Genomic DNA, 25,738 nt, shown 5'->3' with positions numbered 1-25,738 from the left:
GCCTACGAGTCCTTCGACGCGCAGGCCGCCGCCGCCCGCGGCATGGCCTTCGAACACCTCGACCAACTCGCCATGGACCACCTCCTCGGCGCCCGGGGCTGAGCACGCCCGCGTACCGGGACGACGCCCTGCGCATCGTCCCGGTGGTGCGGCGGGGGAGCAGCGGGGCGGGACGGCCGCTCGTGCCGCTGTGCGGATGTCCCAATTCTCCTACCGGATGTCCCGATTTCTCGTACGAGGGTCGCGTCGGGGCGGGACGGAGGAGACCCTGGACGGTATGGCCATGCCGCCCGCACCACCGCCACGGCCGCCCGGCCCGCCCGGCGTCCCGCCGCCACCGGGGGGCGGCTTCGGTCCGCCCACCGAGGGCTTCGGACCAGGACACGGGGACGGCGGCGGACGTGGCCCCAGAAACCGGCGGAACGCATTGGTTCTGGTGCTCGCCCTGATCGTGGCGGCCGGTGCCGTGGTCGCGATCGTGCTCATGGCCTCGGGCGGTGACGACTCGCCCGACGACGTCCCGCCCGCCGAGAGCAGCGCGACTGCCTCTCCCTCCCGATCCTTCGGCATCCCGACCGGACTGCCGACCGGACTGCCGACCGGACTGCCGACCGGACTGCCGACCGGACTGCCGACCGGACTGCCGACCGGACTGCCCAGCGGGCTGCCGACCGAGCTGCCGTCCTTGCCGTCCGGTTTCCCCAGTCAACTCCCGAGCGATCTGGAGTCCTTGCTTCCGTCCCTGGTCGCGGAGATGGCGCGCTGACCGGTGCGCGGGTGCGGGTAATGGGGCCGGCAGAGGGGGTGCGGGGAACGGGGCCGGCAGAGCAGGTGCCGGGTGGTGGACGTGGCGGGGACGGACGCGGGTGGTGGTGGAACGGTCGACGCCGAACAGCAGCCCCAGCCAGCCCCCAGCCAACCCCAGCCAGCCCCAGCGCCGAGTGCGGCAAGTCGTGCCGCAGACGAATCAGCGTGGCCTCCCCAGCCGGTCGACGAACACCAGTTGATGGCGGGCACCCGCACCTGCGCCCCGCTTCCTGGCCCCGCCCCGCGCAGCATGACGGCGACCCTCGCGGAGGGGGAGGGAACTGTCAGCCCCTGACGCCGGCCAGTCCTGGCGCCAGCATGTTCGCCTGGGTCATACCCCCAGGTTCTCCGTCAAGGGAAGGCACTCGGCGAGCAGATCGACGACGTCGCGCCAGGCTCGTTGCGCGTGCCGAGGGTGGTAGCCGACTCCGGGGACCACGGGGTGGGGGTGACCGACCGGCGGGTGGTGGAAGGCGTGCAAGGCGCCGCCGTAGACCGTGAGGCGCCAGTCGACGCCCGCCGCCTGCATCTCAGCGGTGAACGCGTTCCGTTGCGCGGGCGGCATGATCGGGTCCTCTGACCCGACCCCGGCCCACACGGGGCAGCGAATGCGCGCCGCTTCGCCCGGTCGCCCCGTGGTCAGTGCGTTGACTGTCCCGATCGCGCGCAGGCTGACGCCGTCGCGACCGAGTTCCAGCCCGACGGCGCCCCCGGTGCCGTAGCCGACGGCGGCTATCCGGTCGGGGTCGGTCCGCGGTTCGGCGCGCAACACGTCGAGCGCCGCATGGCCGATGCCTCTCATCCGGTCGGGATCAGCGAGCAGCGGCATGCAACGGGCCAGCATCTCCTCGGGGTCACCCAAATAGCGCCCGCCGTGAAGGTCGAAGGCCAGCGCCACGTATCCCAGCTCGGCGAGAGCATCGGCCCGGCGGCGTTCGACGTCGCTGAGCCCTACGCCCTCCGGCCCGAGCAGTACCGCGGGCCGACGGTCGACACCGGCCGGGAGCGCGAGGTGCCCGAGCATCGTCAAACCGTCGGCCGGATACTCGACCGTACGCGTCGTAATCATCGTCATGTGGCTGGACTGTACTGATCGTCGAGCCCGGTCCGGCCGATGTTCTGCCGCTGGCAGAACAGCCCGGGTATTCCTCCGACCGTCCCGCGCAGTGGGATTCTGAGAAACGCCGCAAGCAAATGACAGCTTCGAGGATCGGCGTCCTCGACGAGCAACGGCGAGCTCGCGCCGGGGTTTATTCACGGCTTGTGGGCAGGGAGGCCAGGGCTGCACCAGTGCGTACGTTGACGGCGCGTCGGAGCACTTGTGCGCTCGCGGCGACCACGCGGGCGCCGCGCCATCATGCGGGCTGGGTGGTGATGGTGCACAGGCGTTTGGTGGCCCGGGTCAGGGCCACGTACAGGTCCCTTTCCCCGCCGGGGCGGGCCGTGATGATCTCCTCGGGGTTCAGGACGACGACCCCGTCGAACTCAAGGCCACGTGCTTCGGACGCGGGCACGATGCGTGCGTGGTCGGCGATGCCGTGAGCCGTCAACTGGCGCACCCGGGTGTCCGCGCAGATCACTCCCAGGAGTTCGTCCGGCTGCGAGGTGCGCTGGGCGCGCAGTTCCTCCACGACGGCGGTGACCAATCCGTCCCCGTGCGTGGTTACGGTGCGCGGGCTCTGACCGCTGCGCAGTGACCGTGTGGGCTTCTGGTCCGGAGCGATCCGCGTGAGCAGGTCCCGGACACTCTCCAGGATCTCCTGCGTGGTGCGGTAACTGACGGTCAGGTTGTGCAGTTTGAACCGCGTCCCGACATGAGGGCTCAGGGCTTCCGTCCAGCCGCGTGCCGTCGTGGCCGGGCCCGACTGGGCGAAGTCACCCACCAGCGTCATCGCCCTGGCCGGGCAGCGGCGGACGATCATCCGCCACTGCATAGCGGTCAATTCCTGCGCCTCGTCGACGACTACGTGCCCGTACGTCCGCCCGCGCGGGCCGTCGACCAGGCTCGCCGCCTCGTCCAGCAACGGCACGTCCGCATCGGTCCACGGGGCGTCCGGGGCACGCAGGAGAAGGGACCGCTCCTGCGGGGTCAGGGTCGGCAGGCGCTCGGCCAGGGCGTCGGCATCCGTCAGCAGCGCCTTCACAAGGTCGCCGGGCACCAGCCGCGGCCACAGCGCCTCGACCGCTCGGTCTACTCCGGCGTCGTCGAGGAGATCGGCCCCCATGGCCTCCAGGTCCAGTTCGTGGACCGGACCCGGGTCGGCGGCGCCCTCGGCACGGCGCTGGGCGACTCCCGTGAACCGGTCGAGGTTCAGGCCCGTCACTCTTTCGGTATCGGCGTCGATCTGCTCCAGGAGGTCGCCCATGTCTCGTTGCATCGCGTCGGTGACGGCGTCGACCAGGAGTTCCTTGAACGCTTGGCGCGCGGGGTTGTGGCCGGACGCGGCTGCCAGGGCGGCGGCGCGTGCGGTGGCGACCTCCTTCTCGGACAGGTGGACCAGTTCCTGCCCAACCCGGACGGTGAAGTCACCGGAGGGGGCCTGGTGGTCTCGCAGCAGGCCGGCCAGGGCGTCGGCGAGGTACAGGCCGCCCTTGAGACGTGCCGTGTCGAACGGGTCCACCGCGTCCGGAGACACTCCGGCCAGTTCCTGGCAGGTCGCCAGCTCGACGTCGTTCTCGCCGAGCGAGGGAAGGACCTGGGAGATGTAGTCGAGGAAACGGGCGTTGGGGCCCACCACCAGGACACCTTCCTCCGCGGCGCGCGGGAACGCGTACAGGACGTAGGCCGCCCGGTGCAGGGCTACCACCGTCTTTCCGGTGCCGGGCCCGCCCTGCACCACGGTCACCCCGCGGTGGGAGGAGCGGACGATCTCGTCCTGCTCGGCCTGCAGTGTCGCGACGGCCGCGTGCATCCGGCCCGTACGCCGTGCCGACAGAGCCTCGGCCAACGGGCCGTCCCCCACGACGTCTTCGTCGGTCGGGGCGGTCCCGTCGAGCAGTTCGTCGCTCAGCGAGATGACCGTGCGCTCGTCGAGGCGCAGGTGCCGGCGCCGGCGCAGGTCCATCGGGTGGACCGGTGTCGCCTCGTAGAAGGGCCGCGCCGCGTTCGCGCGCCAGTCCACGAGCAGCGGCAGTTCGTCCTCCTCCGTGTGCAGTCCGATCCGACCGATGCGCAGGGCCGTGCCGTCCGTCCAGTCGATGCGCCCGAAGACCAGCCCCTTCTCGGCGCCTTCCAGCCGACCGATCTCCTTGGTCAGACGCTCGACGGCGATCTCTCTCTCGTACGCCTCGCCGGCGTCGTCCGCCGGGGCCTTCAGCGCGCTCGCCCGGTTCGCTCGCGCCTCGGAAAGCCGCTCGGTGAGCAGCTCATACAAAGAGGACACATAACCTTGCTCCGATTCAACCGCACGCACGGCAGAATCATTCATGTTTGACAACAAGGGACTCCTTCGATTCGAGCCGCACCCTACGGCCAACGTTCCCTGAAGGTAAGTCTTGACTTACTTGTTGCGTCTATGTCCTTACGGCTGACCGCACTTCGCGCGTCATGCATTCCGTCGTTTCCCTTGAATGCCGGTGATACTTTCCCGTGCACGGGAAGGCAGTGAATCGTGAATCCATGCGAAAGGTGCGTGGTCGCGTCCCAGGCCGGGACGGGGGTGGCCTGCATTCCGAATGCGGACACCGGCGGCCGCCGTGATCCGGTTGTGCGACGCGGCGAGTTGGGTGGTGCCTCCGCCGCCGTGTGCGGCTCGGATGCCGGACCGCAACGACTCAACATGCTGGCTTGACGGGCTCCTGGCCCTCCGGTTCGGTGAGCCGCTCCCGCAGCCGGGCCGGCCACCCCGTGGGCCGTAGCGGGACCCGCTCTCCGCCGATCTCGACAGAGCCGGTGAGGGCCGTGGCGAGCGCGTCGACAGGAGTGACCTTGAGATCCTGCCGGTCCCAGGGACCGACCTCCGCGCGGCAGATCAGGTCACGGGATGTCTCCCGGAGAGGCAGTGCACGTCGACTCCGGCGCAAGCCAGTGCCCGGGCTCCACTGCCGAGGAGCTCGGTGACCTCGTCGTCGGCGAGTTCCACGGCATCGCAGCGGCCCCACCCGCCAGGCGTCGGGGCCGGCCGGAGACGCCTCGGGCAGCAGAACGGCCGGGGGAACCGACTGATCGGGAATGATGACTCCTCAAGTTTGACTAGCGAGGGATGCGGCGCCGATGGTACAGGAATGCGCCGCCGACCGGGTGCGTTCGACTGTGACGTGGGACACCATGCAAGAAGGCGGACAAGCAGGCAGGCGGACAGGCTGGCTGGGCGGGGCAAGACCTCCGGATTCCCTGGTGCGGCTACGGCTCTCAGGGAAGAGTCAGGGTCCTGTCTCAGGGACGGCTCAGGGTCGCGATCGGAACCGCGGCGGGCGCGAGCCCGTTTTCAGAACAGAGAGCGGCACTGGCCGCGGAGGAGGCGACATCATGTCGAAGAACGCCAAGATCGCCGCAGGGGGCGTGGCGGTCGGGCTCATCCTGTGGATCTGGCTGCCCTGGTGGGCCGCCCTTCTGATAGTCCTGGGAGTCCCCGCCGCCGCGTACCTCGCGCTGGACCCGTCCCAGCGGCGCCGACTGCGCCGGGTCAGCCGTAAGGAACTGGGTCGCTGACGCGCTGACGCCAGGGGTCGGGACGCGCCGAGTCGCCGGGAGGACCGGCCCTCCAGGACGACTCGGCCGCGGCTCAGAGGGGACGTACGGCCATTTCGTCGAGCGCCTTCAGCAGGCCCGGAAGTTCCGGCCCCCGGCCCACCGGCAGAACCTCGCCGGGCTCGTCGTCCAGCAGGACGAAGGCGATGTCGTCGGTCCGTGCCACGAGCGACCAGCCAGGCCCGTCGGCCCGCAGGGTCCGGGCGTCGCCCGCCGCGAACGACGACCGGACTCGCCCGAGCGGCGGCGGCGTGTCGATGTACGCACGGGCTTCCGCGAGCACCCGCCGGACGCCGCTCGGCCCCTGCGCCGCTTCCCCGCCCGGGGAACCTTCCTCGGCGGGCTCCCTGACACGGACCTGGTCCTCATGCCCGTTCCCTCCCTGGTCTCCGTCCCCGTCCCTGTCCTTGTCCCCGCCCCAGTCCTCATCCGGGTCCGCGTCCTCCAGTTCTGCCACATGTTCCTCCGGCGCCCAGGCCGCTCCGGCTGCCGCGTCCGCCGCGGGCGCGAATTCGGAATCGTCCACCTGCTCCCGCCACTGGGCCCACTGCAGAGCGATCTCATCGGCTCCCAGGCGTCGCTGGGCAGGTCCCCAGGTGGTCGTGTCGGGAGGTGACAGCGGGGGCCGGTCGTCGGCCTCGGGGGCGGGGTCGTGCGGCGCGGGGATGCCCGGAGCCGCCACGGCGACCGCGAGGGGCCAGCCGGGCAGCGCCGTGACGACGGTCCGCTCGTCCGGGGACAGCTCGTGCTCCATACCGCAGTCCCAGGAAGCTATGGCCACCGCGACCAACGAGACATCGTCGATCACGACCGTCCATCGAGCCCCGGTACCGTCCTGACCGAGTACCAGGCCGTAACCGTCCGCCAGCGGAGGGAGACCGAGCGCCGAGCACGCCTCCGGGTAGTCGTCGCCCAGCACGCTCGGGAACTTCGCCGGTGTCAGCAGCACCGCCGTGAGCACATAGAGCGCGTCGTCCTCGGCGGCGACGGTGTCCTCGTCCGTCCCGGCCATTCCAGCCTCCCCATCGGTTCGACCAACGGCGGGCACCCTAGTGCGACCGGAAGCCGGTTGTCACGAGTCCTCGACGCATCCGAGCTGCATGTTTCCGGCTGGACGGGTCCAAAACGACCATCGGAGACCGGCGTTCCGTCAGGACGCCGGCAGCCCGAGAAGCGCACGAGCCACTGTCCGCGGCGACTCGTCGCGCTCCCGCGCCAGAGCGACGACGGCCCGGCAGGCCAACTCGTTCAACCCGAACGACAGCGCCTCCGGCGACACCCGGCCCGCCGCTTCGTCCATCCGCTCCTGGTCGTCCTCCACGTAGGCCGACACATAGGCGGCGGCCGCCTCGAAGAGGTTGTGTCCGCGGCTGTCGCCTCCGGGTCCCTCCGCCACGCTCACCGAACTGAGCAGTCTGTCCCAGACCTTGCGTACCCTGCCGAACAAGTTGACCACCATCCCCCTGCGCGGTCGTCACGGCCGGCCGCGCGTATGCCTTCCTGTTCAACGTAGAGATGCCGCTTCCCCAACAGAAGGGGGCGGACGGGGCACTCCGGACGCCGGCTGTTCGCTGGTGCGGGGCGGGAGCGATGGTCTCAAGCCGCGGTCAGCCCTGGCGGACGGCCAGGGCGAGGAAGCGGGCGTCCTCGTCCGCGTACGACGTCAGGTGCCAGCCCGAAGCTGCCAGCAGGCGTCGGAGGTTCGGTTCCGCGCGCAGGTCGTCCGGGGTGAGCCGGCGGCCCTGCCGGGCGGCCAGCGCCGCCCGGCCGATCGGATGGAACAGGGCGAGTACGCCGTCCGGCCGCACCACGCGCGCCAGCTCGCGGAGATTCTCACCCGGGTCGGGCAGGTGGGCGATGAGTCCCGCGGCGAACACGGCGTCGAGCGTTCGAGACCGCAGCGGCAGTCTGGCGACGTCGGTCAGCAACAGCCGCCCCTCCCGGTCCCGGCCGGCCCGCCGGGCGGCTCGCAGCATGGCCGGGGTGAGATCGGCCCCGATGACCACCCCCGAGGCGCCCACGGCCGCACGCAGCGGCGCCAGGGCACGACCGGTGCCGCACCCCGCGTCGAGCACCCGGTCTCCCGGGCGCAGGCCCAGCTCGGCGACCCCCGCCGCGTAGGCCGGACCGTCGTCGGGGAAGCGGCTGTCCCAGTCCGCGGCACGGGCGGCGAAGAACTCCTGGACGTGCGTGTGGTCGTGGCTCATGCTCCGCATGATTCCGTATGGCCGGGGAGGACGCCGCTGACATTCCAGCGCACATGTTCGAGCGTGGCCTGGTCGTTCCAGCGCACTTTCGGGACACATCCCGGCACTTCTCGGAAGAGACCCCGCGCGCACCAGTGCCCCCACTAGCGTTCCAGGGCCATGGGGCACCTGGCCCGTGCCGCTCGGAAGCATCCGGGCGGGCGGCGTCGATGCCCGCTCCCTGTCACCCCGCGCCGGGGCGTCACCGGCACTCCCGAGAGAAGTGATCCATGGCCTCCGAGTACGCGGATGCCGCAGACGGCGAGACGGCCGCTCTGACGCTGAAGATACTGATCGCCGGCGGGTTCGGCGTGGGCAAGACGACGCTGGTCGGAGCCGTCAGCGAGATCAGACCGCTGCGCACGGAGGAACCGCTCAGCGAGGCGGGCCGTCCGGTGGACGACACCGAGAGCGTCGGGGAGAAGGCGACCACGACCGTCGCCATGGACTTCGGCCGCATCACCATCCGGTCCGACCTCTTCCTCTACCTGTTCGGCACGCCGGGACAGGACCGCTACTGGTTCCTGTGGGACGACCTGGCACGAGGAGCCATCGGCGCGGTGGTCCTCGCGGACACCCGGCGCCTCGCGGACTGCTTCTCGGCGATCGACTTCTTCGAGCACCGGCGCATCCCGTTCGTGGTGGCCGTCAACTGCTTCACGGATGCCGACCGGTACGGCCCCCAGGACATCGCGCACGCCCTCGACCTCGACCAGGGCACGCCGGTCGTCCTGTGCGACGCGCGCGAGCGCGCCTCGGGGAAGGAGGTGCTGATCCGGCTCGTCGAGTACGCCGGGCGGATGCACACCGCCCGGCTGCTCGACTCGGTGGGCTGACCGCGAGCGGCCCAGCCCGGACCGCACTCAGTCCGCCACGGCCTTCTGTGCCAGCACCTTGTCCACGGTCACCCGCACCAGCAGCTCACCCGGAACACCGTTACGGGCACCGAACTCCTCGGCACGGTCCTCGCCCATGTACCGGGCGCCGATACGGGCCGCCCAGTGCCGGAGTTCGTCCGGCTCCTCCGAGATCAAGGCGCGCCCCTGGAGCACGACGTAGTCGAACGGCGGCCGGTCGTCGTCCACGCACAGGGCGACCCGGCCGTCCCGGAGCAGATTGCGTCCCTTGACGGTCTCCTTGCCGGTGTTGAACACGATCTCGTCCCCGTCGAGCAGGAACCACACCGGCGCCACATGCGGGGCGCCGTCCGCGCGGACGGTGCAGAGTTTCAGGGTGCGGGTGCCGTCCGAGACGAAGGCCCGCCATTCCTCGTCGGTCATCTTCTGTGCCATGGCCCCATCCTGCTTGCCCGCAGCCCCACCGTGGGGAAGGCTGGCGGGGCAACCCTCCGGCCAGGGGGAGACATCGCACGGGGAGCACAGGGGGCGACGGGATCATGGCGCAGAACCAGGGACTCGGCTGGATGCTGGACGATCTGACCGGGCGCGTCGAACATGTGCGGCACGCGATGCTGCTGTCCAACGACGGCCTGGTGACCGGAGCCAGTACCGGCCTGCGGCGCGAGGACGCGGAGCACCTCGCCGCCGTCTCGTCCGGCCTGCACAGCCTCGCGAAAGGATCGGGCCGTCACTTCGGCGCCGGGCGGGTCCGGCAGACGATGGTCGAGTTCGACGACGCGGTCCTGTTCGTCACCGCGGCCGGCTCCGGCAGCTGCCTGTGCGTACTGAGCGGCGCGGAGGCCGACATCGGCCAGATCGCCTACGAGATGACCTTACTGGTGAACCGGGTCGGCGAGCACCTCCACATCGATGCCCGGCACCCCGAACCGACCTCTGCCATCGAGCCCTGACCTGCTGGTTCCGCCTCGCTCTGGAGCCGTCCGCGGAGTTGTCCACAGCGGAGTCGTCCACAGTGGAGTTGTCCGCAGCGGAGTTGTCCACAGCCTCGAACGGGAAGCCGGGCGAACGGCTACGGTTTTTTTCGGACGAGCCGCGCACCGGGCGCGGTCCGTGCACACTCCACGGGGGAGACGAGCATGTCCGGAAACATCCTCACGCCTCGGGCGACGCCCACCGCCGACCATCCCGCCGCCACGCGGAGCAGCAGGCTCGCACCAGGGCGCGCGGCACGCGAACTCGACTTGCAACGCAGCGAGTTCGACATCGCGGTCGGTCTCGGCCTAATCCGCACCGTGCCCGACGAAGGAGGAGGCGGACCGTGCGTCACCTGGGCCGAGATCGAACGGGTCCGTGAGCGAGAGGGCTTTCCCGAGTCACTGCGGGAGAGCGTGCGGACCGTGGCGACGACGGAGGGCGCCGCCCTCATGAAAGTGTCCAGGTCCCGGTTCTCCCGACTGGCCCGGCTGGGACTGCTGGTGCCCGTGAAGGTCTATGTCAACCGCTACCGTGCCGTGGTCTGGCTGTACCTCGCCGACGAACTGCGGCAGTTCGCGACCGACGAGAGCAACGCCGGCCTGCTGACGGGCCCCGCTCCCGAGCGGTTGCGGACCCAGCTGAAGGAAGGCCAGGACCTGCGCCCGCGCAACTGGCGGGGCCGGTATCTGGGTTTCCTGCTCCGGCAGACCGACGATCCGTGGGCCCGGGCCGCGGCCGTGGCGTCCCTGCTCGAGCCGGTCGAGATCGCGGCCGTGGTACGCGATCCGGACGAGCGCTCCCACCTCCAGCGGTTCCGCCCGGTCCCGGTGATCCACGGCTTGCCCGAGTCACCCACCGCCCAGCTCGCCGAGGAGATCATGACGGCGGCCGACCCGGACGAGATCCACTGGCTCCGTTCGGAGCTGGCCCGGCTGGCCGACATCGCACGAGAACACCGTCCGGCGGCCCACCGGGCCCACCGGGCCCACCGGGACGTCGGCCCCGGTCACGCACCGAGCCCGGCTGCTGCCAGTGCCACCTGCTCGCCACCCGCGAGGAACCGTCCGGCGCACGCGCCGGAACGCTCCCGCGGCCTGCTGGGCCGCCTGCGGCGCAGAAGCAGGCAGCGCGCCCTGCTACCCGGCCCATCCACTGAGTCCGGCTGCCGGAGCGCACTACAAGGCCCGGAACAGGCCTTCCTGGACGACGGACACCAGCAGACGGCCCTCGGCGTCGTAGATCCGGCCGCGGGCCAGACCGCGTCCTCCCGTGGCGATCGGCGACTCCTGGTCGTACAGGAACCACTCGTCCGCGCGGAACGGACGGTGGAACCACATGGCGTGGTCCAGGGAAGCCATGTCGAAGCCCCGCGGACCCCACAACGGCTCCACCGGGATGCGTACGGCGTCCAGCAGCGTCATGTCGCTGGCGTAGGTCAGCGCGCAGGTGTGTACGAGCGGGTCGTCGCCCAGCGGCCCGACCGCGCGCATCCACACGGCACTGCGCGGCTCGGCGTCCTGGATGTCCTCGGTCGTCCAGCGGAGCCGGTCGACGTAACGGATGTCGAAGGGCTGCCGTCGCGCCATCCGTTCGAACTGCTCCGGCAGCGCGCCCAGATGCTCCCGGACCTCGTCGGCGACCGTCGGCAGGGACTCCGGGGCCGGCACCTTGCGGGCCGGCGGCAGCTGGTGTTCAAAACTCCCCTGCTCAGGCTTGTGAAAGGAGGCGGTCAGATTGAAAATCGTGCGCCCCTGCTGCACGGCCGTGACCCGGCGGGTCGTGAACGACCGCCCGTCCCGGACCCGTTCCACCTGGTACACGATCGGCACGCCCGGCCGGCCCGGCCGCAGGAAGTACGCGTGCAGCGAGTGCACCGGGCGGTCGCCCTCGGTGGTGCGGCCCGCGGCGACCAGGGCCTGGCCGGCCACCTGGCCGCCGAAGACTCGCTGGAGGGACTCCTGCGGACTGCGGCCGCGGAAGATGTTGACCTCGATCTGCTCCAGGTCGAGCAGGGCGACAAGGCCTTCGGCCGGGTTCGTCATGGGTGGTGTTCTCCTGTGTTCACAGCTGGCCGACATCGGTGACGCGGACGATCGCCCGGCCCTCCGCGTCGGAGGCGACCAGGTCGACCTCCGCGCTGATGCCCCAGTCGTGGTCGTCGTTCGGGTCGTCGAAGATCTGTCGTACGCGCCACAGCCGGTCCTGCGGCTCCTCCTGGATCACCAGCAGCTTCGGGCCCCGGGCGTCCGGTCCGGTGCCGAGGTCGTCGTACTCGTCCCAGTACTTGTCCATGGCCTCGCCCCAGGCGTCGGCGTCCCATCCGGCGTCACCGTCCATCTCGCCCAGCTCCCCGACCTGGTCGAGGGCGGCCAGCTCCACCCGCCGGAACAGGGCGTTGCGGACGAGGACGCGGAAGGCGCGCGCGTTGGTGGTGACCGGCCGGACCTGGTCGGCCTTCTCCTGGGCCTCCTCGGCGGTCATCTCCGCCGGGTTGGCGAGCTGCTCCCACTCGTCCAGCAGGCTGGAGTCGACCTGGCGCACCATCTCGCCGAGCCACTCGATCAGGTCCTGGAGGTCGTCCGACTTCAGGTCGTCGGGGACGGTGTGGTCCAGGGCCTTGTAGGCACCGGCGAGGTAGCGCAGCACGATGCCCTCGGTCCGCGCCAGCTCGTAGTGGGAGGTCAGCTCGGTGAAGGACATCGCCCGCTCGTACATGTCCCGGATCACCGACTTCGGCGACAGCGGATGGTCACCGACCCAGGGGTGGCTCCTGCGGTAGGTGTTGTACGCGTGGAAGAGCAGCTCCTCCAGGGGCTTCGGGTACGTGATCTCCTGGAGACGCTCCATGCGCTCCTCGTACTCGACGCCGTCCGCCTTCATCGCGGCCACGGCCTCGCCGCGCGCCTTGTTCTGCTGCGCGGCGAGGATCTGCCGCGGGTCGTCCAGCGTGGACTCCACCACCGACACCATGTCCAGCGCGTAGGACGGCGACTCGGGATCGAGCAGTTCGAACGCGGCCAGGGCGAACGTGGACAGCGGCTGGTTCAGCGCGAAGTCCTGCTGGAGGTCGACCGTGAGGCGGACGATGCGGCCGTCGGCGTCCGGGGTGTCCAGCTTCTCGACGATGCCGCCGTCCAGCAGCGAGCGGTAGATGGCGATGGCCCGCCGGATGTGCCGCAGCTGCTGCTTGCGCGGCTCATGGTTGTCCTCCAGCAGATGGCGCATCGCCTCGAAGGCGTTGCCGGGGCGCGCGATCACCGACAGCAGCATCGTGTGCGTCACCCGGAAACGGGACGTCAGCGGCTCCGGCTCGGAGCCGATGAGCTTGTCGAAGGTCTGCTCGCTCCAGCCGACGAAGCCCTCCGGAGCCTTCTTGCGGACCACCTTGCGGCGCTTCTTCGGGTCGTCGCCCGCCTTGGCCAGGGCCTTCTCGTTCTCGACGACGTGCTCGGGAGCCTGTGCGACCACGAACCCCGCCGTGTCGAAGCCCGCGCGCCCGGCCCGCCCCGCGATCTGGTGGAACTCCCGGGCCCGCAGCGTCCGCACCCGGCTGCCGTCGTACTTGGTCAGAGCGGTGAACAGCACGGTCCGAATCGGCACGTTGACGCCGACGCCGAGCGTGTCCGTACCGCAGATCACCTTCAGCAGCCCGGCCTGGGCGAGTTTCTCGACCAGGCGGCGGTACTTCGGCAGCATGCCGGCGTGGTGCACACCGATGCCGTGCCGCACGTAACGGGAGAGGTTGCGGCCGAACTTGGTGGTGAAGCGGAAAGCGCCGATCAGATCGGCGATCTTCTCCTTCTCCTCGCGGGTGCACATGTTGATGCTCATCAGCGCCTGCGCCCGCTCCACGGCCTGTGCCTGGGTGAAGTGCACGATGTAGACGGGGGCCTGCTTGGCCGTCAGCAGGTCGGTGAGGGTCTCGGTGAGCGGGGTGTAGCGGTACTCGTAGGACAGCGGCACCGGGCGGGTCGCCGACCGGACGACCGACGTCGGGCGGCCGGTGCGCCGGGTCAGGTCCTTCTCGAAGAAGGAGACGTCGCCGAGCGTGGCGGACATCAGGACGAACTGGGCCTGCTCCAGTTCCAGCAGCGGGATCTGCCAGGCCCAGCCGCGGTCCCCCTCCGCGTAGAAGTGGAACTCGTCCATGACGACCTGGCCGATGTCCGCGTCCTTGCCGTCGCGCAGCGCGATCGACGCCAGCACCTCGGCGGTGCAGCAGATCACCGGGGCGTCGGCGTTCACGGAGGCGTCGCCGGTGAGCATGCCGACGTTCTCGGTGCCGAAGAGTTTGCACAGCTCGAAGAACTTCTCCGAGACCAGCGCCTTGATCGGCGCGGTGTAGAAAGTGACCTCGTCCCGGGCGAGGGCGGCGAAGTGCGCACCCGCCGCGATCATGCTCTTGCCGGAGCCGGTGGGCGTCGAGACGATCACGTTCGCCCCGGACACCACCTCGATCAGCGCCTCCTCCTGATGGGGGTAGAGCGTGAGACCGCGCTCCTGGGCCCACGACTCGAAGGCTTCGTAGAGGGCGTCGGGGTCGGCGGTCGGCGGCAGGCGATCGATGAGGGTCACGCCACCATCTTGCCTGGCACCGGCCCCGATGCGGGAATCGGCTGCGGGGCCGAAGATCATGACCGCTACGCTGGGTGGCCGACGGCATGTCGGTGGACCTGGTCAACTGGACAGCGGCACACGAGGAATGGGGCGGGCAACGGCGATGATGGGACCAGCGCACTCACTGTCGGGCGCCGCGGCCTGGCTCGGGGTAGGGGCGGCGACCGCGGCGGCCGGGCACCCGATGCCCTGGCCGGTCCTGCTGACCGGAGCCCTGATCTGCGCCGGCGCGGCGCTCGCTCCGGACCTCGACCACAAGGCCGCGACCATCTCGCGGGCTTTCGGACCGGTGTCCCGGGGCCTGTGCGAGATTGTCGACAAACTTTCGTACGCCGTCTACAAGGCCACCAGGAAGCAGGGCGACCCGCGCCGGTCCGGCGGTCACCGCACACTCACCCACACCTGGCTGTGGGCGGTCCTGATCGGAGCCGGATCCTCGGTCGTGGCGATCACCGGGGACCGCTGGGGTGTGCTGGCGATCCTCTTCGTCCACATGGTGCTGGCCATCGAGGGCCTGCTGTGGCGGGCCGCCCGCGGCTCCAGCAGCGACGTCCTGGTCTGGCTGCTGGCCGCCACCAGCGCCTGGATCATCGCCGGTGTGCTGGACGAGCCGGGCAACGGGTCGGACTGGCTGTTCACCGCGCCGGGCCAGGAGTACCTGTGGCTGGGGCTGCCCATCGTGCTGGGCGCGCTGGTGCACGACATCGGGGACGCGCTGACGGTGTCCGGCTGCCCGATACTCTGGCCCATACCCGTGGGCCGCAAGCGGTGGTATCCGATCGGCCCGCCCAAGGTACTGCGGTTCCGCGCGGGCAGCTGGGTGGAGCTCAAGGTCCTGATGCCGGCCTTCATGCTGCTCGGCGGGGTGGGCTGCGCGGCCGCGCTCAACGTCATCTGACCTCCCGCACCGGCCCGCGGGGACACTCGGCGGCCACAGGCCGTGCTCAGCGTTCCTCGCTGGGCGGCCGCGGCCTGCCGGACCGGCGGATGCGTGCCGGTCGTGTCCGGCTCTGTCCGGCGCCCTGCTCGGGGCTGCTGGACCGGCGGGGACGGGTCGGCCGCGCTCAGCCTTCCTCGACGGGCGACCGCGGCCTGCCGGACCGGCGGATGCGTGCCGGTCGTGTCCGGCATCGTCCGACGCCCTGTTCCGGGCCGCCGGACCGACAGGCGCGCGTGGGCCGGACACCCCGCTGTCGGGCGTTCGGTGCCGTCGTGCGGGTGCGGCTCCGGGCCGACCCACTGAATGCCGACCCGCCGGGCAGGGCTGCGCCGGGCAGGGACTCGCCGGACAGGGATTCGCCGGACGGGAACCGGCCGGATGCCGACCGGTCGACCGCCGGGTACGGCGTCGTCCGCGACGGCCGCTCAGGCGGGCCCGTCGGCGGCGCCCGTCCCCCCGCCGCCGTAGCGCCGCTCGAAGCGGGCGACGCGTCCCTCGGTGTCGACCGTCCGGGCCTGGCCCGTGTAGAACGGATGGCTCTCCGAGGAGATCTCCACGTCCACGACCGGGTAGCTCCGCCCGTCGTCCCACTCGATGGTCCGCTCGCTGGTCGCGGTGGACCGGGTGAGGAAGGCGTAACCGGCGGCGCGATCCCGGAAGACGACGGGATGGTAGTCGGGGTGCTTGTCCTGCTGCATGAGCGCTCCTTGTGCGGCGGGGGCGGCGCGGAGAGGGGCGACGCCGGGGGTACAGCGGATTCAGCGCGGCAAGGTGTCCTCGTCGACGACGTGCACCGCGGCCTCCTCGGCGGATGCCGCCGCACCGTCGATGCCCACGTCCGTGGCGACCAGGGCGGCTTCCTCGTCCTTGCGCACCCCCTCGTCGGGAGCGACCAGCCGGCCGGATCGGGCGGCGCCCACCTCGTCGTCCAGGAGTTCGCCGTCGGTGTCCTCGGAGTCCCCGAGACCGTCACCGTTCGGGGCCAGGGTGTCCGGGGTCTCCTCGGCGAGCCGCTGCTCCAGCGTCTCGCCGTGCCGGCGCTCGGCCGCGGTCACACCGTCGTGCTCCACGGCCCAGGGCCGGTCCGGCGGGGACCAGCCCGCGTCGAGGGGGTCGTCCACACCGTCGTACTCCAGGGTGTCCTCCGCGTCGAGCAGCCCGGTGTCCTCCCGCTGCTCGGAACCGTCGGGCTGGTAGACGTCGTCCCCCCATCCGTCGGCGCTGTTCACGGATACCTCCAGAGGATGGGGCCCGGCCCCTTGTCACCGCGGGGTGCGGCGGGACGCCGCAGCACGGGGACCGGGCGTCGCCAGGCGTCGGAACCGGAACGCGTGCTCTCCGGGCGTTCCCCGCGCCGGTTCCTCCTCCCAGATTTCCACCCCCGCTCGGGACCGCGCAACGGCACGGACCCGAGCCGGGGACCCGCCACGCTCCGCAGGTCCCCGGCCGCGCCCCGGAAGACGCCCGGCACTCACCCCGTCGGCGGTGCCCCGTCCGGGTCAGTCGTGCCACGACCGCCACAGTGCCGCGTACGCCCCGTCCGCCGCGACCAGATCGTCGTGACTGCCCAGCTCGCTGATCCGGCCGTGCTCGACCACGGCGATGACATCCGCGTCGTGGGCGGTGTGCAGCCGGTGGGCGATCGCGACGACGGTGCGGCCGTCCAGCACCCGGGCCAGGGACCGTTCCAGATGACGGGCGGCCCGGGGATCGAGCAGCGACGTCGCCTCGTCCAGGACCAGGGTGTGCGGGTCGGCCAGCACCAGGCGGGCCAGCGCGATCTGCTGTGCCTGCGCCGGAGTGAGCGCGAAGCCGCCCGAGCCGACCTCGGTGTCCAGCCCCTCGTCGAGCGCGCGGGCCCAGCCGTCCGCGTCGACCGCTGCGAGGGCGGCCCACAGCTCGGTGTCGGTGGCGCCACCGCGGGCCAGCCGAAGGTTGTCGCGCAGGGAGCCCACGAAGACGTGATGCTCCTGGTTGACGAGGGCCACGTGGGAGCGGACCCGTTCGGCGGACATGCGGGACAGCTCGGCGCCGCCCAGGGTGATCCGGCCCTCGCGGGGTGCGTAGATGCCGGCGAGCAGCCGGCCCAGGGTGGACTTGCCCGCGCCCGAGGGACCCACCAGTGCCAGCCGGGTTCCGGGGGCGACCTCCAGGGACACCTTGCGCAGGACGTCCACCCCCTCCAGGTAGCCGAAGTGCACCCGGTCGGCGTGCACGTCGCGTCCGTCCGGGGCCGACGCGCTGTCGTCGCTCTCGGGCTCGATCTCCCGCACACCGACCAGCCGGGCCAGCGACACCTGGGCCACCTGGAGCTCGTCGTACCAGCGCAGGATCAGCCCGACGGGATCGACGAGCATCTGCGCGATCAGGGCCGCCGTCGTCAGCTGGCCGACCCCGATCCAGCCCTGGAGCACGAACACGCCGCCGATCATGAGCACCGAGGCGAGGACGGTCACATGGGTGACGTTGATGACGGGGAAGAGAACGGACCGGAGCCAGAGAGTGTAGCGCTCCCAGGCCGTCCACTCCTTGATCCGGCGGTCCGACAGCCCGACGCGGCGGTCACCGAGGCGGTGCGCCTCGACGGTCCGCCCGGCATCCACGGTCTCGGCGAGCGCGGCGGCCACGGCGGCGTAACCGGCGGCCTCCGAACGGTACGCGGCGGGCGCCCGCCGGAAGTACCAGCGGCAGCCGACCACCAGCAGCGGCACGGCGAGCAGCACGGCGGGCGCCAGCGGCGGCGCCGTGACCACCAGGCCGCCCAGCAGCAGCACCACCCACACCGCGCCGATCGCCAGCTGCGGCACGGCCTCGCGCATGGCGTTGCCGAGGCGGTCGATGTCGGTGGTGATCCGGGACAGCAGGTCGCCCGTGCCGGCCCGTTCGAGCACCCCCGGCGGCAGGCCGACCGAGCGCACGAGGAAGTCCTCCCGCAGGTCGGCCAGCATGCGCTCGCCGAGCACCGCGCCGCGCAGCCGGACCTGGCGCATGAAGGCGGCCTGGAGGACCAGCGCGACCACGAACAGCGTGGCGGTGATACCGAGGTGCAGCTCGCGGGCATCGTCGGACACCCGCTCCACGAGCCCGCCGAGCAGGTAGGGACCGGCCATGGAGGCGACCACGGCGACGGTGTTGACGGTGACGAGGAGCAGGAACGCACGGCGGTGCCGGCGCAGCAGCTCCGTCACGTAGCCGCGCACGGTCGCGGCGTTGCCGACGGGCAGCGTGCTCGCCGTCGTCGGGGCCGCGGGGTCGTACGACGGTGGCGCCACGCCGATCATGCCGTCTCCTCGATCTCTTCCAGGCGGTGCAGTACGTCGTCGCCGTCCAGGCGGTGGCTGTCCAGGGCGTCGCCGCTGGGGGACCGCCCCGGGCCGTCACCGGCGAACACCCCGAGGGCGGCGTGCTCCGCCCGGTGGGCGCCGGCCTCCTCCTCGGTCTCGCGGGTCACCACCGCCCGGTACCTGGGGTCGCCGTGCAGGAGGTCGCGGTGGGTGCCGACGGCCACGGCCGCGCCCTCGTGCAGGAACACCACGCGCTCGGCGCGGTCCAGCAACAGCGGCGAGGAGGTGAACACGACGGTGGTGCGGCCCTGCCGCAGGCCCCGTACGCCGTCCGCGATGCGCGCCTCGGTGTGCGAGTCCACGGCGGAGGTGGGCTCGTCCAGGACGAGGACCTCCGGGTCGGTCACCAGGGACCGGGCCAGGGCGAGCCGCTGGCGCTGGCCTCCGGAGAGCGAACGGCCCCGTTCGGTGATGCGGGCGTCCATCGGGTCCGCGGCGTCGACCGACCCCTGCACCAGAGCCGCCAGTACGTCCTCGCACTGGGCGGCGGCCAGCGCCTCGGCGGCGCCGACGGCACCGGAGGCGGGCACGTTGAGCAGGTCGCGCAGTGTCCCGGACAGCAGCACCGGGTCCTTGTCCTGGACCAGCACGGCCGTGCGCGCGGAGTCCAGCGGCAGTTCGTCCAGCGGTACCTCCCCCAGGGTGACCGGCACGCCCTGCTCCGAGGGATGGCCGCCGAGCCGTTCGGCCAGCCGGCCGGCGGCGTCCGGGTCGCCGCACACCACGGCGGTCAGCAGGCCCGCCGGGGCCAGCAGGCCGGTGGCCGGGTCGTACAGATCGCCGGACGGCAGTGAGCCGGCCGCTCGGGACCCGCCCGTGTCGGTGGCCCGGTCCAGCGACAGCACCCGGGCGGCCCGTCTGGCCGACGGCCGGGAGAAGGAGTACGCCATGGCGATCTCCTCGAAGTGCCGCAGCGGGTAGGTGAGGATCATGACCGAGCTGTAGACGGTGACCAGTTCCCCGACGCCTATCCGGCCGTCCCGGGCCAGGTGCACGCCGTGCCAGACCACCGCGATCAGCAGCAGACCCGGCAGCAGCACTTGGATCGCGGAGATCAGGGACCACATGCGGGCGCTGCGCACGGCCGCGTGGCGCACCTCCTGGGAGGCCCGGCGGTAGCGGTCGAGGAAGAGCTGCTCACCGCCGATGCCACGCAGCACGCGCAGTCCGGCGACGGTGTCGGAGGCCAGTTCGGTGGCCCGGCCCGCCTTCTCCCGCTGGACGTCGGCGCGCCGCGTGGCATGTGGCAGCAACGGCAGCACGGCCAGTGCCAGCACCGGCAGACCGATGATGACGATGACGCCGAGGGAGGGTTCGTAGAGCAGGAGGCCGACGCAGACCAGCACGATGGTCAGCGCCGCCGCGGTGAAGCGGGACACCGCCTCGACGAACCAGCCGATCTTCTCGACGTCGCCGGTGGAGACGGCCACCACCTCGCCGGCCGCGACCCGCCGGGTCAGCGCCGAGCCCAGCAGGGCGGCCTTGCGGGCCAGCAGCTGCTGGACGCGGGCGGCGGCGGTGATCCAGTTGGTGATGGCGGCGCGGTGCAGGAAGGTGTCGCCGAGCGCGTTGCCGGCGCAGCACACGGCGAGCAGGGCGCCCGCCAGGGCGAGCCGGCCACCGGACCGGTCGACGACGGCCTGGACGGCGAGACCGACGCAGAAGGGCAGTGCGGAGACGGAGGCGAAGTGCAGCAGTCCCCAGGCCAGCGATTTGAGCTGGCCGCCCAGTTGGTTCCGGAAGAGCCACCACAGGAATCGGGGGCCCGAACGCGCGTCGGGCACGCCCGGGTCGGAGAACGGAAGGTCTTGGATCTGCATGAGGTCCCAGTGGCTCGTGTCAGGCGGGCCGCTCGGCGCGGCACGGAAGGGCAGCAAACCGTGACAGGTTCGCGTCGCTGCGTGGTCGAAATCAAGCGATTTTCCGCACCGGCGCAGGGATCCGGCTGCGGCCGTCCCGAACAGTCGCGGAAGTCCGGGCGGAATGCGGGCGGCGCGGCGCACGGCACGCGAAGAAGCTGGTCGTGCCGGTACGGCACGGCCGGAGGCCGCGCGATCGGATTCCACCCTCCGCCGCGGCCGGCAGTGTCAGTCGGTGTCGGCGCCGGGGCGCACCACGGCGGTCCCGTCGACCAGCGTGTCCAGCAGCTCACCGAGCACGGCGCGCTGGGCGGCGGTCAACGGGGCCAGGATCTCCTCCGCCGCCGAGCGGCGCACGCGGCGCAGTTCGCTCAGAGCGGTGCGCCCGTTGTCCGTCAGCTCGATGCGGATCACCCGCCGATTGGCCTGATCCGGTACCCGGCGCACCATCCCGGCGGCCTCGAGCCCGTCGACGAGCGTCGTCACCGCCCGGGGGACGACCTCCAGCCGCTCGGCGAGATCGGCCATCCGGGGCGGGGAGCCGTAGTGCGCGAGGGTGCGCAGCAGCCGGGACTGGGCGGGAGTGATGCCGAGGTCACCGTGGCCCAGATGCCGCTTCTGGATGCGGTGCACCCGGCGGGTGAGCCGCAGCAACTGCTCGGCGAGGGCGCCGTCGGGATCGGGGGCGGTCATGCGGGAACAATATCAGCACACTGTTCATTGTGAGTATAGGTAACAATGAGCTACGATCCGTGAGGCCCGCCGCGCACTGGCTGTCCATCGTTCCCATCTGCCGTGCACCGATCGCGGTACGCCGTCGGCCGCCGACGGCGTACCGCCGGTGTCCGGGACTCGCCGGTGTCCGGCACCCGCCGGTGACGGCCGCCGGACATCGACCGCACCCCGGGCTGCCACCGGCCCACCAACCCGCCCCACCGCCCGAAGGAGCCCATGAAACCCGACCGCGAACCCTCCTGGACCCCACCCGCCGGCGCGCAGGAACAGCCCCGGCAGGTGCGGCGCATCCTGAGACTCTTCCGTCCCTACCGGGGCCGCCTCGCGGTGGTCGGCGCACTCGTCGGCGCCGCGTCGCTGGTCTCGGTGGCCACGCCCTTCCTGCTCAGGGAGATCCTCGACGTCGCCATCCCCGAGGGCCGCACCGGCCTGCTCAGCCTGCTGGCCCTGGGCATGATCCTCAGCGCCGTCCTCACCAGCGTCTTCGGCGTCCTGCAGACGCTGATCTCCACGACCGTCGGCCAGCGGGTCATGCACGACCTGCGCACCGCCGTCTACGGCCGGCTCCAGCGCATGTCGCTCGCCTTCTTCACCCGCACCCGCACCGGCGAGGTCCAGTCCCGCATCGCCAACGACATCGGCGGCATGCAGGCCACCGTGACCTCCACCGCCACCTCCCTGGTCTCCAACGCCACCAGCGTCGTCGCCACCATCGTCGCGATGATCGCCTTGGACTGGCGCCTGACCGTCGTCTCGCTGCTGCTGCTCCCGGTGTTCGTCTGGATCAGCCGCCGGGTCGGCAACGAGCGCAAGAAGATCACCACCCAGCGTCAGAAGCAGATGGCCGCGATGGCCGCCACGGTCACCGAGTCGCTCTCGGTCAGCGGCATCCTGCTGGGCCGCACCATGGGCCGCTCCGACTCGCTCACCCGCTCCTTCGCCGACGAGTCCGAGCAGCTGGTCGACCTGGAGGTCCGGTCGAACATGGCGGGCCGCTGGCGGATGGCGGTCATCACGATCGTCATGGCCGCGCTGCCCGCCGTCATCTACTGGGCCGCGGGCATGGCCCTGAAGCTCGGCGGCCCGGACGTCTCCGTCGGCACGATCGTCGCCTTCGTCACGCTCCAGCAGGGCCTGTTCCGCCCGGCGGTCAGCCTGCTGTCCACCGGTGTGCAGATCCAGACCTCGCTGGCGCTGTTCCAGCGCATCTTCGAGTACCTCGACCTGCCCGTCGACATCACCGAACGCCAGGACCCCGTCCATCTCGACCAGATCAAGGGAGAGGTCCGCTTCGAGGACGTCGAGTTCCGCTACGACGGCAAGGGCGGGCCGGTCCTGGACGGCATCGACATCACCGTGCCGGCGGGCGGCAGCCTCGCCGTCGTCGGCCCGACCGGCGCCGGCAAGTCCACCCTCGGCTACCTCGTGCCCCGCCTCTACGACGTCACCGGCGGCCGGGTCACCCTCGACGGGGTCGACGTCCGCGACCTCGACTTCGACACCCTCGCCCGCGCGGTCGGCGTCGTCTCGCAGGAGACGTACCTCTTCCACGCCTCGGTCGCCGACAACCTGCGCTTCGCCAAGCCGGACGCCACCGACGAGGAACTGGTCGAGGCGGCGAGGGCGGCGCAGATCCACGACCACATCGCGGCCCTGCCCGACGGTTACGACACGGTCGTCGGTGAGCGCGGCCACCGTTTCTCCGGTGGTGAGAAGCAGCGCCTGGCCATCGCCCGCACGATCCTGCGCGATCCGCCCGTGCTCATCCTGGACGAGGCGACCAGCGCCCTGGACACCCGTACCGAGGCCGCCGTCCAGCAGGCGGTGGACGCGCTGTCCGCCGATCGCACCACGATCACCATCGCGCACCGGCTGTCCACCGTCCGGGACGCCGACCAGATCGCCGTCCTCGACTCCGGACAGCTGGCCGAGCGGGGCACGCACGAGGAACTGCTGGAACGGGACGGGCGGTACGCGGCTCTCGTCCGCCGGGACGCACGACGGGTACCGACAAGATGAAAATATGCCTGGCATGCCAGGTTTGTGATGTTTCGGGGGTTACCGTGCCCGCATGCAGACGAACACTCCGCCACGGAGCACGAGGAGCACGATTCGACTGACGCGCCGGGGCCGCATCGCCCTGATCGCGGCCGGAGCCGTCGTCGCCGGCACCGCTGTGGCGGTGCCGCTGCTGACGCCGGACGAGGACGACGATGCCCGCCCCAAGTCCCTGATGATCCCCGAGGGCCGACGCGCCGCCCAGATCTACGAGGCCGTCGACAAGGCCCTCGACCTGCCGGCCGGGACCACGGGGAAGTCCCTGGACAAGGCCCGCCTGAAGCTGCCCGCCGACGCGGAGGGCAATCCCGAGGGCTACCTCTTCCCGGCGACGTATCCGCTCGACGACAAGGCGACCCCCGAAAAGCTGCTGACGGCGATGGTGGACGCGGCGAACCGCGAGTTCAACGGCGCTCCGGTCGCGGCGGGCGCCGAGCGCAACGCCATGAACGTCTACCAGGCGGTGACCATCGCGAGCATCGTGCAGGCCGAGGCCGCCACCGAGGCCGACATGGGCAAGGTCGCCCGGGTGGTCTTCAACCGCCTGGAGCGCGGTATGCCGCTGCAGATGGACTCCACCCTGAACTACGCGCTGAACCGCTCCACCCTGGACACCACCGAGGACGACACCAAGACCGACAGTCCTTACAACTCGTACCAGCGCATGGGGCTGCCACCGACGCCCATCGCCAATCCCGGCACCGCCGCGATGCGGGCCGCGATCAGTCCGACGCCGGGGGACTGGCTCTACTTCGTCACGGTCAAGCCCGGCGACACGCGTTTCACCGCCGAATACCGGGAGCACCAGCGCAACGTCGCCGAGTTCAACAAACACCGGCGCGCAGCCTCGTCCGGCAGCGCCGCTCCCCGCACCTCCGCACCCGGAACCGTCCCGGCAAAGACCTGAGTGCTCGCGAGCAGGGACGGCCCGAGGACAGGACGCCCGGCGGGACATCACGCCATCACGCCATCACGCGGCCAGGCGTTCCGCCCCGGCCAGCAGTTGCCTGATGTCCCGCACGGCCGCGCGGCCGGCCCGGTTGGCGCCGACGGTGCTGGCCGACGGCCCGTAGCCGACGAGGTGGACGCGCGGGTCGGCGACCGCGCGCGTGCCCTCGACCCGGATACCGCCACCCGGCTCCCGCAACCGCAGCGGTGCCAGATGGTCCACGGCGGCCCGGAACCCGGTCGCCCACAGGATCACGTCGGCGGCGACCGTGCGCCCGTCCTGCCACGCCACCCCGTCAGGTGTGATCCGGTCGAACATGGGCTGCCGGTCCAGCACACCGGAGTCGAGACCGGCCCGGACGGCGTCGTTCAGCGGCAGCCCGGTCACCGACACCACGCTCTTCGGCGGCAGCCCCTGCCGCACCCGCTCCTCCACCAGCGCGACGGCCGCCCGCCCCGCGTCCTCGTCGAAGGGCCCCTCCCGGAAGACCGGCGGCCGCCTGGTCACCCATGTGGTGGCGGCCGCGTACGGGGCGATCTCCAGGAGGTGCTGGGTGCCCGAGGCACCCCCGCCCACCACGACCACCCGCTGTCCGGCGAACTCCTCGGGGCCGGCATACCGCGCCGTGTGCAACTGCCGCCCCCGGAACGTCTCCTGCCCCGGGTAGCGCGGCCAGAACGGCCGGTCCCAGGTGCCGGTCGCGTTGATCAGCGCACGCGTCGACCAGACCCCGTCCGACGTCTCGACGAGCAGCCGCCCGCCGGACCCGTCGCGCACCGCGCGGACCTCGACGGGCCGCCGCACCCGCAACTCGAACGCGCGCTCGTACGCCGCGAAGTACTCCGCGACCACCGCGGCGGACGGCCGCGCCGGATCGGCGCCGGTCAGCTCCATGCCGGGCAGCGAGTGCATCCCGTGCACCTTGCCGTACGTCAGCGTCGGCCAGCGGAACTGCCAGGCCCCGCCCGGGCCGGGGGAGTGGTCCAGCACCACGAAGTCACGCTCCGGCTCGAACCCGGAGCGCCGCAGATGGTAGGCGGCGGACAGTCCCGCCTGCCCGGCACCGATGACGACGACCTCGGTCTCGCGTACGTGGCTCACACGACTGCCAACAGCGGCACGGGGGTGGATCTTCCCACCCACGCCACCACCCCGCCGCCACCACCGGCCGCGTACGTCAGGATGGGACCCATGTCAGATGCCTTCACCACCAGGACCCTGAACCTCACCACCGGCTCCTCGGAGAGGGTGGTCGACATCACCGGCGACTGCAAACAGTTCCTGAGCGAGGCCGCGGCCGGCCGCGACGGACTCCTCAACGTCTTCGTCCCGCACGCCACGGCCGGGATCGCCGTCATCGAGACGGGCGCCGGCAGCGACGACGACCTCCTCGCCGCCCTGCACACCCTGCTCCCCGCCGACGACCGCTGGCAGCACCGCCACGGCACCCCCGGCCACGGCCGCGACCACGTCCTGCCCGCCTTCGTACCACCGCACGCGACGCTGCCCGTCGTGGCCGGGCGACTGGAACTGGGGACGTGGCAGTCGGTGTGCCTGGTCGACACGAACGTCTCGAATCACAACCGTACGGTGCGGTTGTCGTTCCTCGGGTAGTGCCGCGTCCGACGTCACTGTAGGAGCCGTTTCCGGCCGCACCA

General features: G+C 71.6%; 22 protein-coding genes and 3 pseudogenes. 9 read left to right on the top strand and 16 right to left on the bottom strand.

Features of this window, described 5'->3' with window-relative positions; translation table 11 throughout:
- Positions 1 to 436 precede the first annotated feature (436 nt).
- Positions 437 to 766, top strand: a complete 330-nt coding sequence (locus AB0G32_RS28425) for a hypothetical protein (protein WP_361169248.1) — start codon at positions 437 to 439, stop codon at positions 764 to 766.
- A 151-nt stretch (positions 767 to 917) separates the two neighbouring features.
- Here the strand turns inward: AB0G32_RS28425 and AB0G32_RS28420 are convergent.
- The 4 genes and pseudogenes from AB0G32_RS28420 to AB0G32_RS28405 all read right to left on the bottom strand — a co-directional run.
- Positions 918 to 1,072: pseudogene (locus AB0G32_RS28420) on the bottom strand (IS5/IS1182 family transposase); the annotation flags it as partial.
- 66 nt (positions 1,073 to 1,138) lie between these two features.
- Complete coding sequence (locus tag AB0G32_RS28415; protein ID WP_361169245.1) at positions 1,139 to 1,882, bottom strand: dienelactone hydrolase family protein; 744 nt, start codon at positions 1,880 to 1,882, stop codon at positions 1,139 to 1,141.
- A 280-nt stretch (positions 1,883 to 2,162) separates the two neighbouring features.
- The gene (locus AB0G32_RS28410) at positions 2,163 to 4,190 is read right to left on the bottom strand and encodes an ATP-dependent DNA helicase (protein WP_361169242.1); all 2,028 of its coding nucleotides are present in this window, start codon (positions 4,188 to 4,190) and stop codon (positions 2,163 to 2,165) included.
- Positions 4,191 to 4,587: 397 nt separating this feature from the next.
- Positions 4,588 to 4,895 (bottom strand): annotated as a pseudogene (locus tag AB0G32_RS28405) (hypothetical protein); the annotation flags it as partial.
- Between the two features lie 380 nt (positions 4,896 to 5,275).
- Here AB0G32_RS28405 and AB0G32_RS28400 point away from each other — a divergent pair.
- Entirely contained in the window at positions 5,276 to 5,458 is a 183-nt protein-coding gene (locus AB0G32_RS28400) for a hypothetical protein (protein ID WP_361169239.1), read from the top strand.
- 73 nt (positions 5,459 to 5,531) lie between these two features.
- Here AB0G32_RS28400 and AB0G32_RS28395 read toward each other — a convergent pair whose 3' ends face one another.
- The 3 genes from AB0G32_RS28395 to AB0G32_RS28385 form a co-directional block, all read right to left on the bottom strand.
- Positions 5,532 to 6,509, bottom strand: coding sequence for a hypothetical protein (locus tag AB0G32_RS28395; RefSeq protein ID WP_361169236.1), 978 nt, complete (start codon positions 6,507 to 6,509; stop codon positions 5,532 to 5,534).
- A 138-nt stretch (positions 6,510 to 6,647) separates the two neighbouring features.
- A complete protein-coding gene (locus AB0G32_RS28390; RefSeq protein WP_361169233.1) occupies positions 6,648 to 6,944 on the bottom strand; it encodes a hypothetical protein in 297 nt (98 codons plus the stop codon).
- Positions 6,945 to 7,104: 160 nt separating this feature from the next.
- Entirely contained in the window at positions 7,105 to 7,704 is a 600-nt protein-coding gene (locus tag AB0G32_RS28385) for a methyltransferase domain-containing protein (protein WP_361169230.1), read from the bottom strand.
- 269 nt (positions 7,705 to 7,973) lie between these two features.
- Between AB0G32_RS28385 and AB0G32_RS28380 the strand changes: the two genes are divergently transcribed.
- Positions 7,974 to 8,579, top strand: a complete 606-nt coding sequence (locus tag AB0G32_RS28380) for an ATP/GTP-binding protein (protein ID WP_361169227.1) — start codon at positions 7,974 to 7,976, stop codon at positions 8,577 to 8,579.
- A 27-nt stretch (positions 8,580 to 8,606) separates the two neighbouring features.
- Here AB0G32_RS28380 and AB0G32_RS28375 read toward each other — a convergent pair whose 3' ends face one another.
- Positions 8,607 to 9,035, bottom strand: a complete 429-nt coding sequence (locus tag AB0G32_RS28375; RefSeq protein ID WP_361169224.1) for a PPOX class F420-dependent oxidoreductase — start codon at positions 9,033 to 9,035, stop codon at positions 8,607 to 8,609.
- Between the two features lie 104 nt (positions 9,036 to 9,139).
- Between AB0G32_RS28375 and AB0G32_RS28370 the strand changes: the two genes are divergently transcribed.
- Positions 9,140 to 9,553 carry a roadblock/LC7 domain-containing protein gene (locus AB0G32_RS28370; protein ID WP_361169221.1) on the top strand — a complete coding sequence of 138 codons (414 nt, stop codon included), beginning with the start codon at positions 9,140 to 9,142 and terminating at the stop codon, positions 9,551 to 9,553.
- Between the two features lie 186 nt (positions 9,554 to 9,739).
- Positions 9,740 to 10,543 (top strand): annotated as a pseudogene (locus AB0G32_RS28365) (DUF6397 family protein); the annotation flags it as partial.
- A 210-nt stretch (positions 10,544 to 10,753) separates the two neighbouring features.
- On the opposite strand, the gene AB0G32_RS28360 reads toward AB0G32_RS28365, so the two are convergent.
- Complete coding sequence (locus AB0G32_RS28360) at positions 10,754 to 11,620, bottom strand: acyl-CoA thioesterase II (RefSeq protein ID WP_361169218.1); 867 nt, start codon at positions 11,618 to 11,620, stop codon at positions 10,754 to 10,756.
- Positions 11,621 to 11,639: 19 nt separating this feature from the next.
- Positions 11,640 to 14,153, bottom strand: a complete 2,514-nt coding sequence (locus AB0G32_RS28355; protein ID WP_361169215.1) for a DUF3516 domain-containing protein — start codon at positions 14,151 to 14,153, stop codon at positions 11,640 to 11,642.
- A gap of 145 nt (positions 14,154 to 14,298) precedes the next feature.
- Here AB0G32_RS28355 and AB0G32_RS28350 point away from each other — a divergent pair, with 145 nt between their 5' ends.
- Entirely contained in the window at positions 14,299 to 15,093 is a 795-nt protein-coding gene (locus AB0G32_RS28350; protein WP_361169212.1) for a metal-dependent hydrolase, read from the top strand.
- A 467-nt stretch (positions 15,094 to 15,560) separates the two neighbouring features.
- Here AB0G32_RS28350 and AB0G32_RS28345 read toward each other — a convergent pair whose 3' ends face one another.
- The 5 genes from AB0G32_RS28345 to AB0G32_RS28325 all read right to left on the bottom strand — a co-directional run bounded on the left by AB0G32_RS28345 (position 15,561) and on the right by AB0G32_RS28325 (position 21,031).
- Positions 15,561 to 15,833 (bottom strand): type B 50S ribosomal protein L31, encoded by a 273-nt coding sequence (locus AB0G32_RS28345; RefSeq protein ID WP_361169209.1) that lies wholly within the window; start codon positions 15,831 to 15,833, stop codon positions 15,561 to 15,563.
- Between the two features lie 60 nt (positions 15,834 to 15,893).
- Positions 15,894 to 16,364: a DUF5709 domain-containing protein gene (locus AB0G32_RS28340; protein ID WP_361169206.1), complete on the bottom strand. Its 471-nt coding sequence runs from the start codon at positions 16,362 to 16,364 to the stop codon at positions 15,894 to 15,896.
- A 270-nt stretch (positions 16,365 to 16,634) separates the two neighbouring features.
- Complete coding sequence (locus AB0G32_RS28335; RefSeq protein ID WP_361169203.1) at positions 16,635 to 18,416, bottom strand: ABC transporter ATP-binding protein; 1,782 nt, start codon at positions 18,414 to 18,416, stop codon at positions 16,635 to 16,637.
- Positions 18,413 to 20,299, bottom strand: coding sequence for an ABC transporter ATP-binding protein (locus AB0G32_RS28330; RefSeq protein ID WP_361169200.1), 1,887 nt, complete (start codon positions 20,297 to 20,299; stop codon positions 18,413 to 18,415). The genes AB0G32_RS28335 and AB0G32_RS28330 overlap by 4 nt, the downstream gene beginning before the upstream one ends.
- 267 nt (positions 20,300 to 20,566) lie before the next feature.
- Positions 20,567 to 21,031, bottom strand: a complete 465-nt coding sequence (locus AB0G32_RS28325) for a MarR family transcriptional regulator (RefSeq protein WP_361169197.1) — start codon at positions 21,029 to 21,031, stop codon at positions 20,567 to 20,569.
- 258 nt (positions 21,032 to 21,289) lie between these two features.
- Here AB0G32_RS28325 and AB0G32_RS28320 point away from each other — a divergent pair, with 258 nt between their 5' ends.
- Both AB0G32_RS28320 and mltG read left to right on the top strand, forming a co-directional pair.
- Positions 21,290 to 23,092, top strand: coding sequence for an ABC transporter ATP-binding protein (locus tag AB0G32_RS28320; protein WP_361169194.1), 1,803 nt, complete (start codon positions 21,290 to 21,292; stop codon positions 23,090 to 23,092).
- 52 nt (positions 23,093 to 23,144) lie between these two features.
- Entirely contained in the window at positions 23,145 to 24,038 is an 894-nt protein-coding gene (mltG, locus tag AB0G32_RS28315) for an endolytic transglycosylase MltG (RefSeq protein ID WP_361169192.1), read from the top strand.
- A gap of 63 nt (positions 24,039 to 24,101) precedes the next feature.
- Here mltG and AB0G32_RS28310 read toward each other — a convergent pair whose 3' ends face one another.
- Positions 24,102 to 25,181 (bottom strand): NAD(P)-binding domain-containing protein, encoded by a 1,080-nt coding sequence (locus tag AB0G32_RS28310; RefSeq protein ID WP_361169189.1) that lies wholly within the window; start codon positions 25,179 to 25,181, stop codon positions 24,102 to 24,104.
- A gap of 90 nt (positions 25,182 to 25,271) precedes the next feature.
- Between AB0G32_RS28310 and AB0G32_RS28305 the strand changes: the two genes are divergently transcribed.
- A complete protein-coding gene (locus tag AB0G32_RS28305) occupies positions 25,272 to 25,694 on the top strand; it encodes a secondary thiamine-phosphate synthase enzyme YjbQ (protein ID WP_361169185.1) in 423 nt (140 codons plus the stop codon).
- Positions 25,695 to 25,738: the final 44 nt, after the last annotated feature.

Origin of the sequence: Streptomyces sp. NPDC023723, from assembly GCF_040639815.1 — a bacterium.
In the GTDB taxonomy this organism is placed as follows: domain Bacteria; phylum Actinomycetota; class Actinomycetes; order Streptomycetales; family Streptomycetaceae; genus Streptomyces.
Note: the sequence above shows the minus strand (reverse complement) of the source record. Positions and strands in the feature narration are given on the sequence as shown.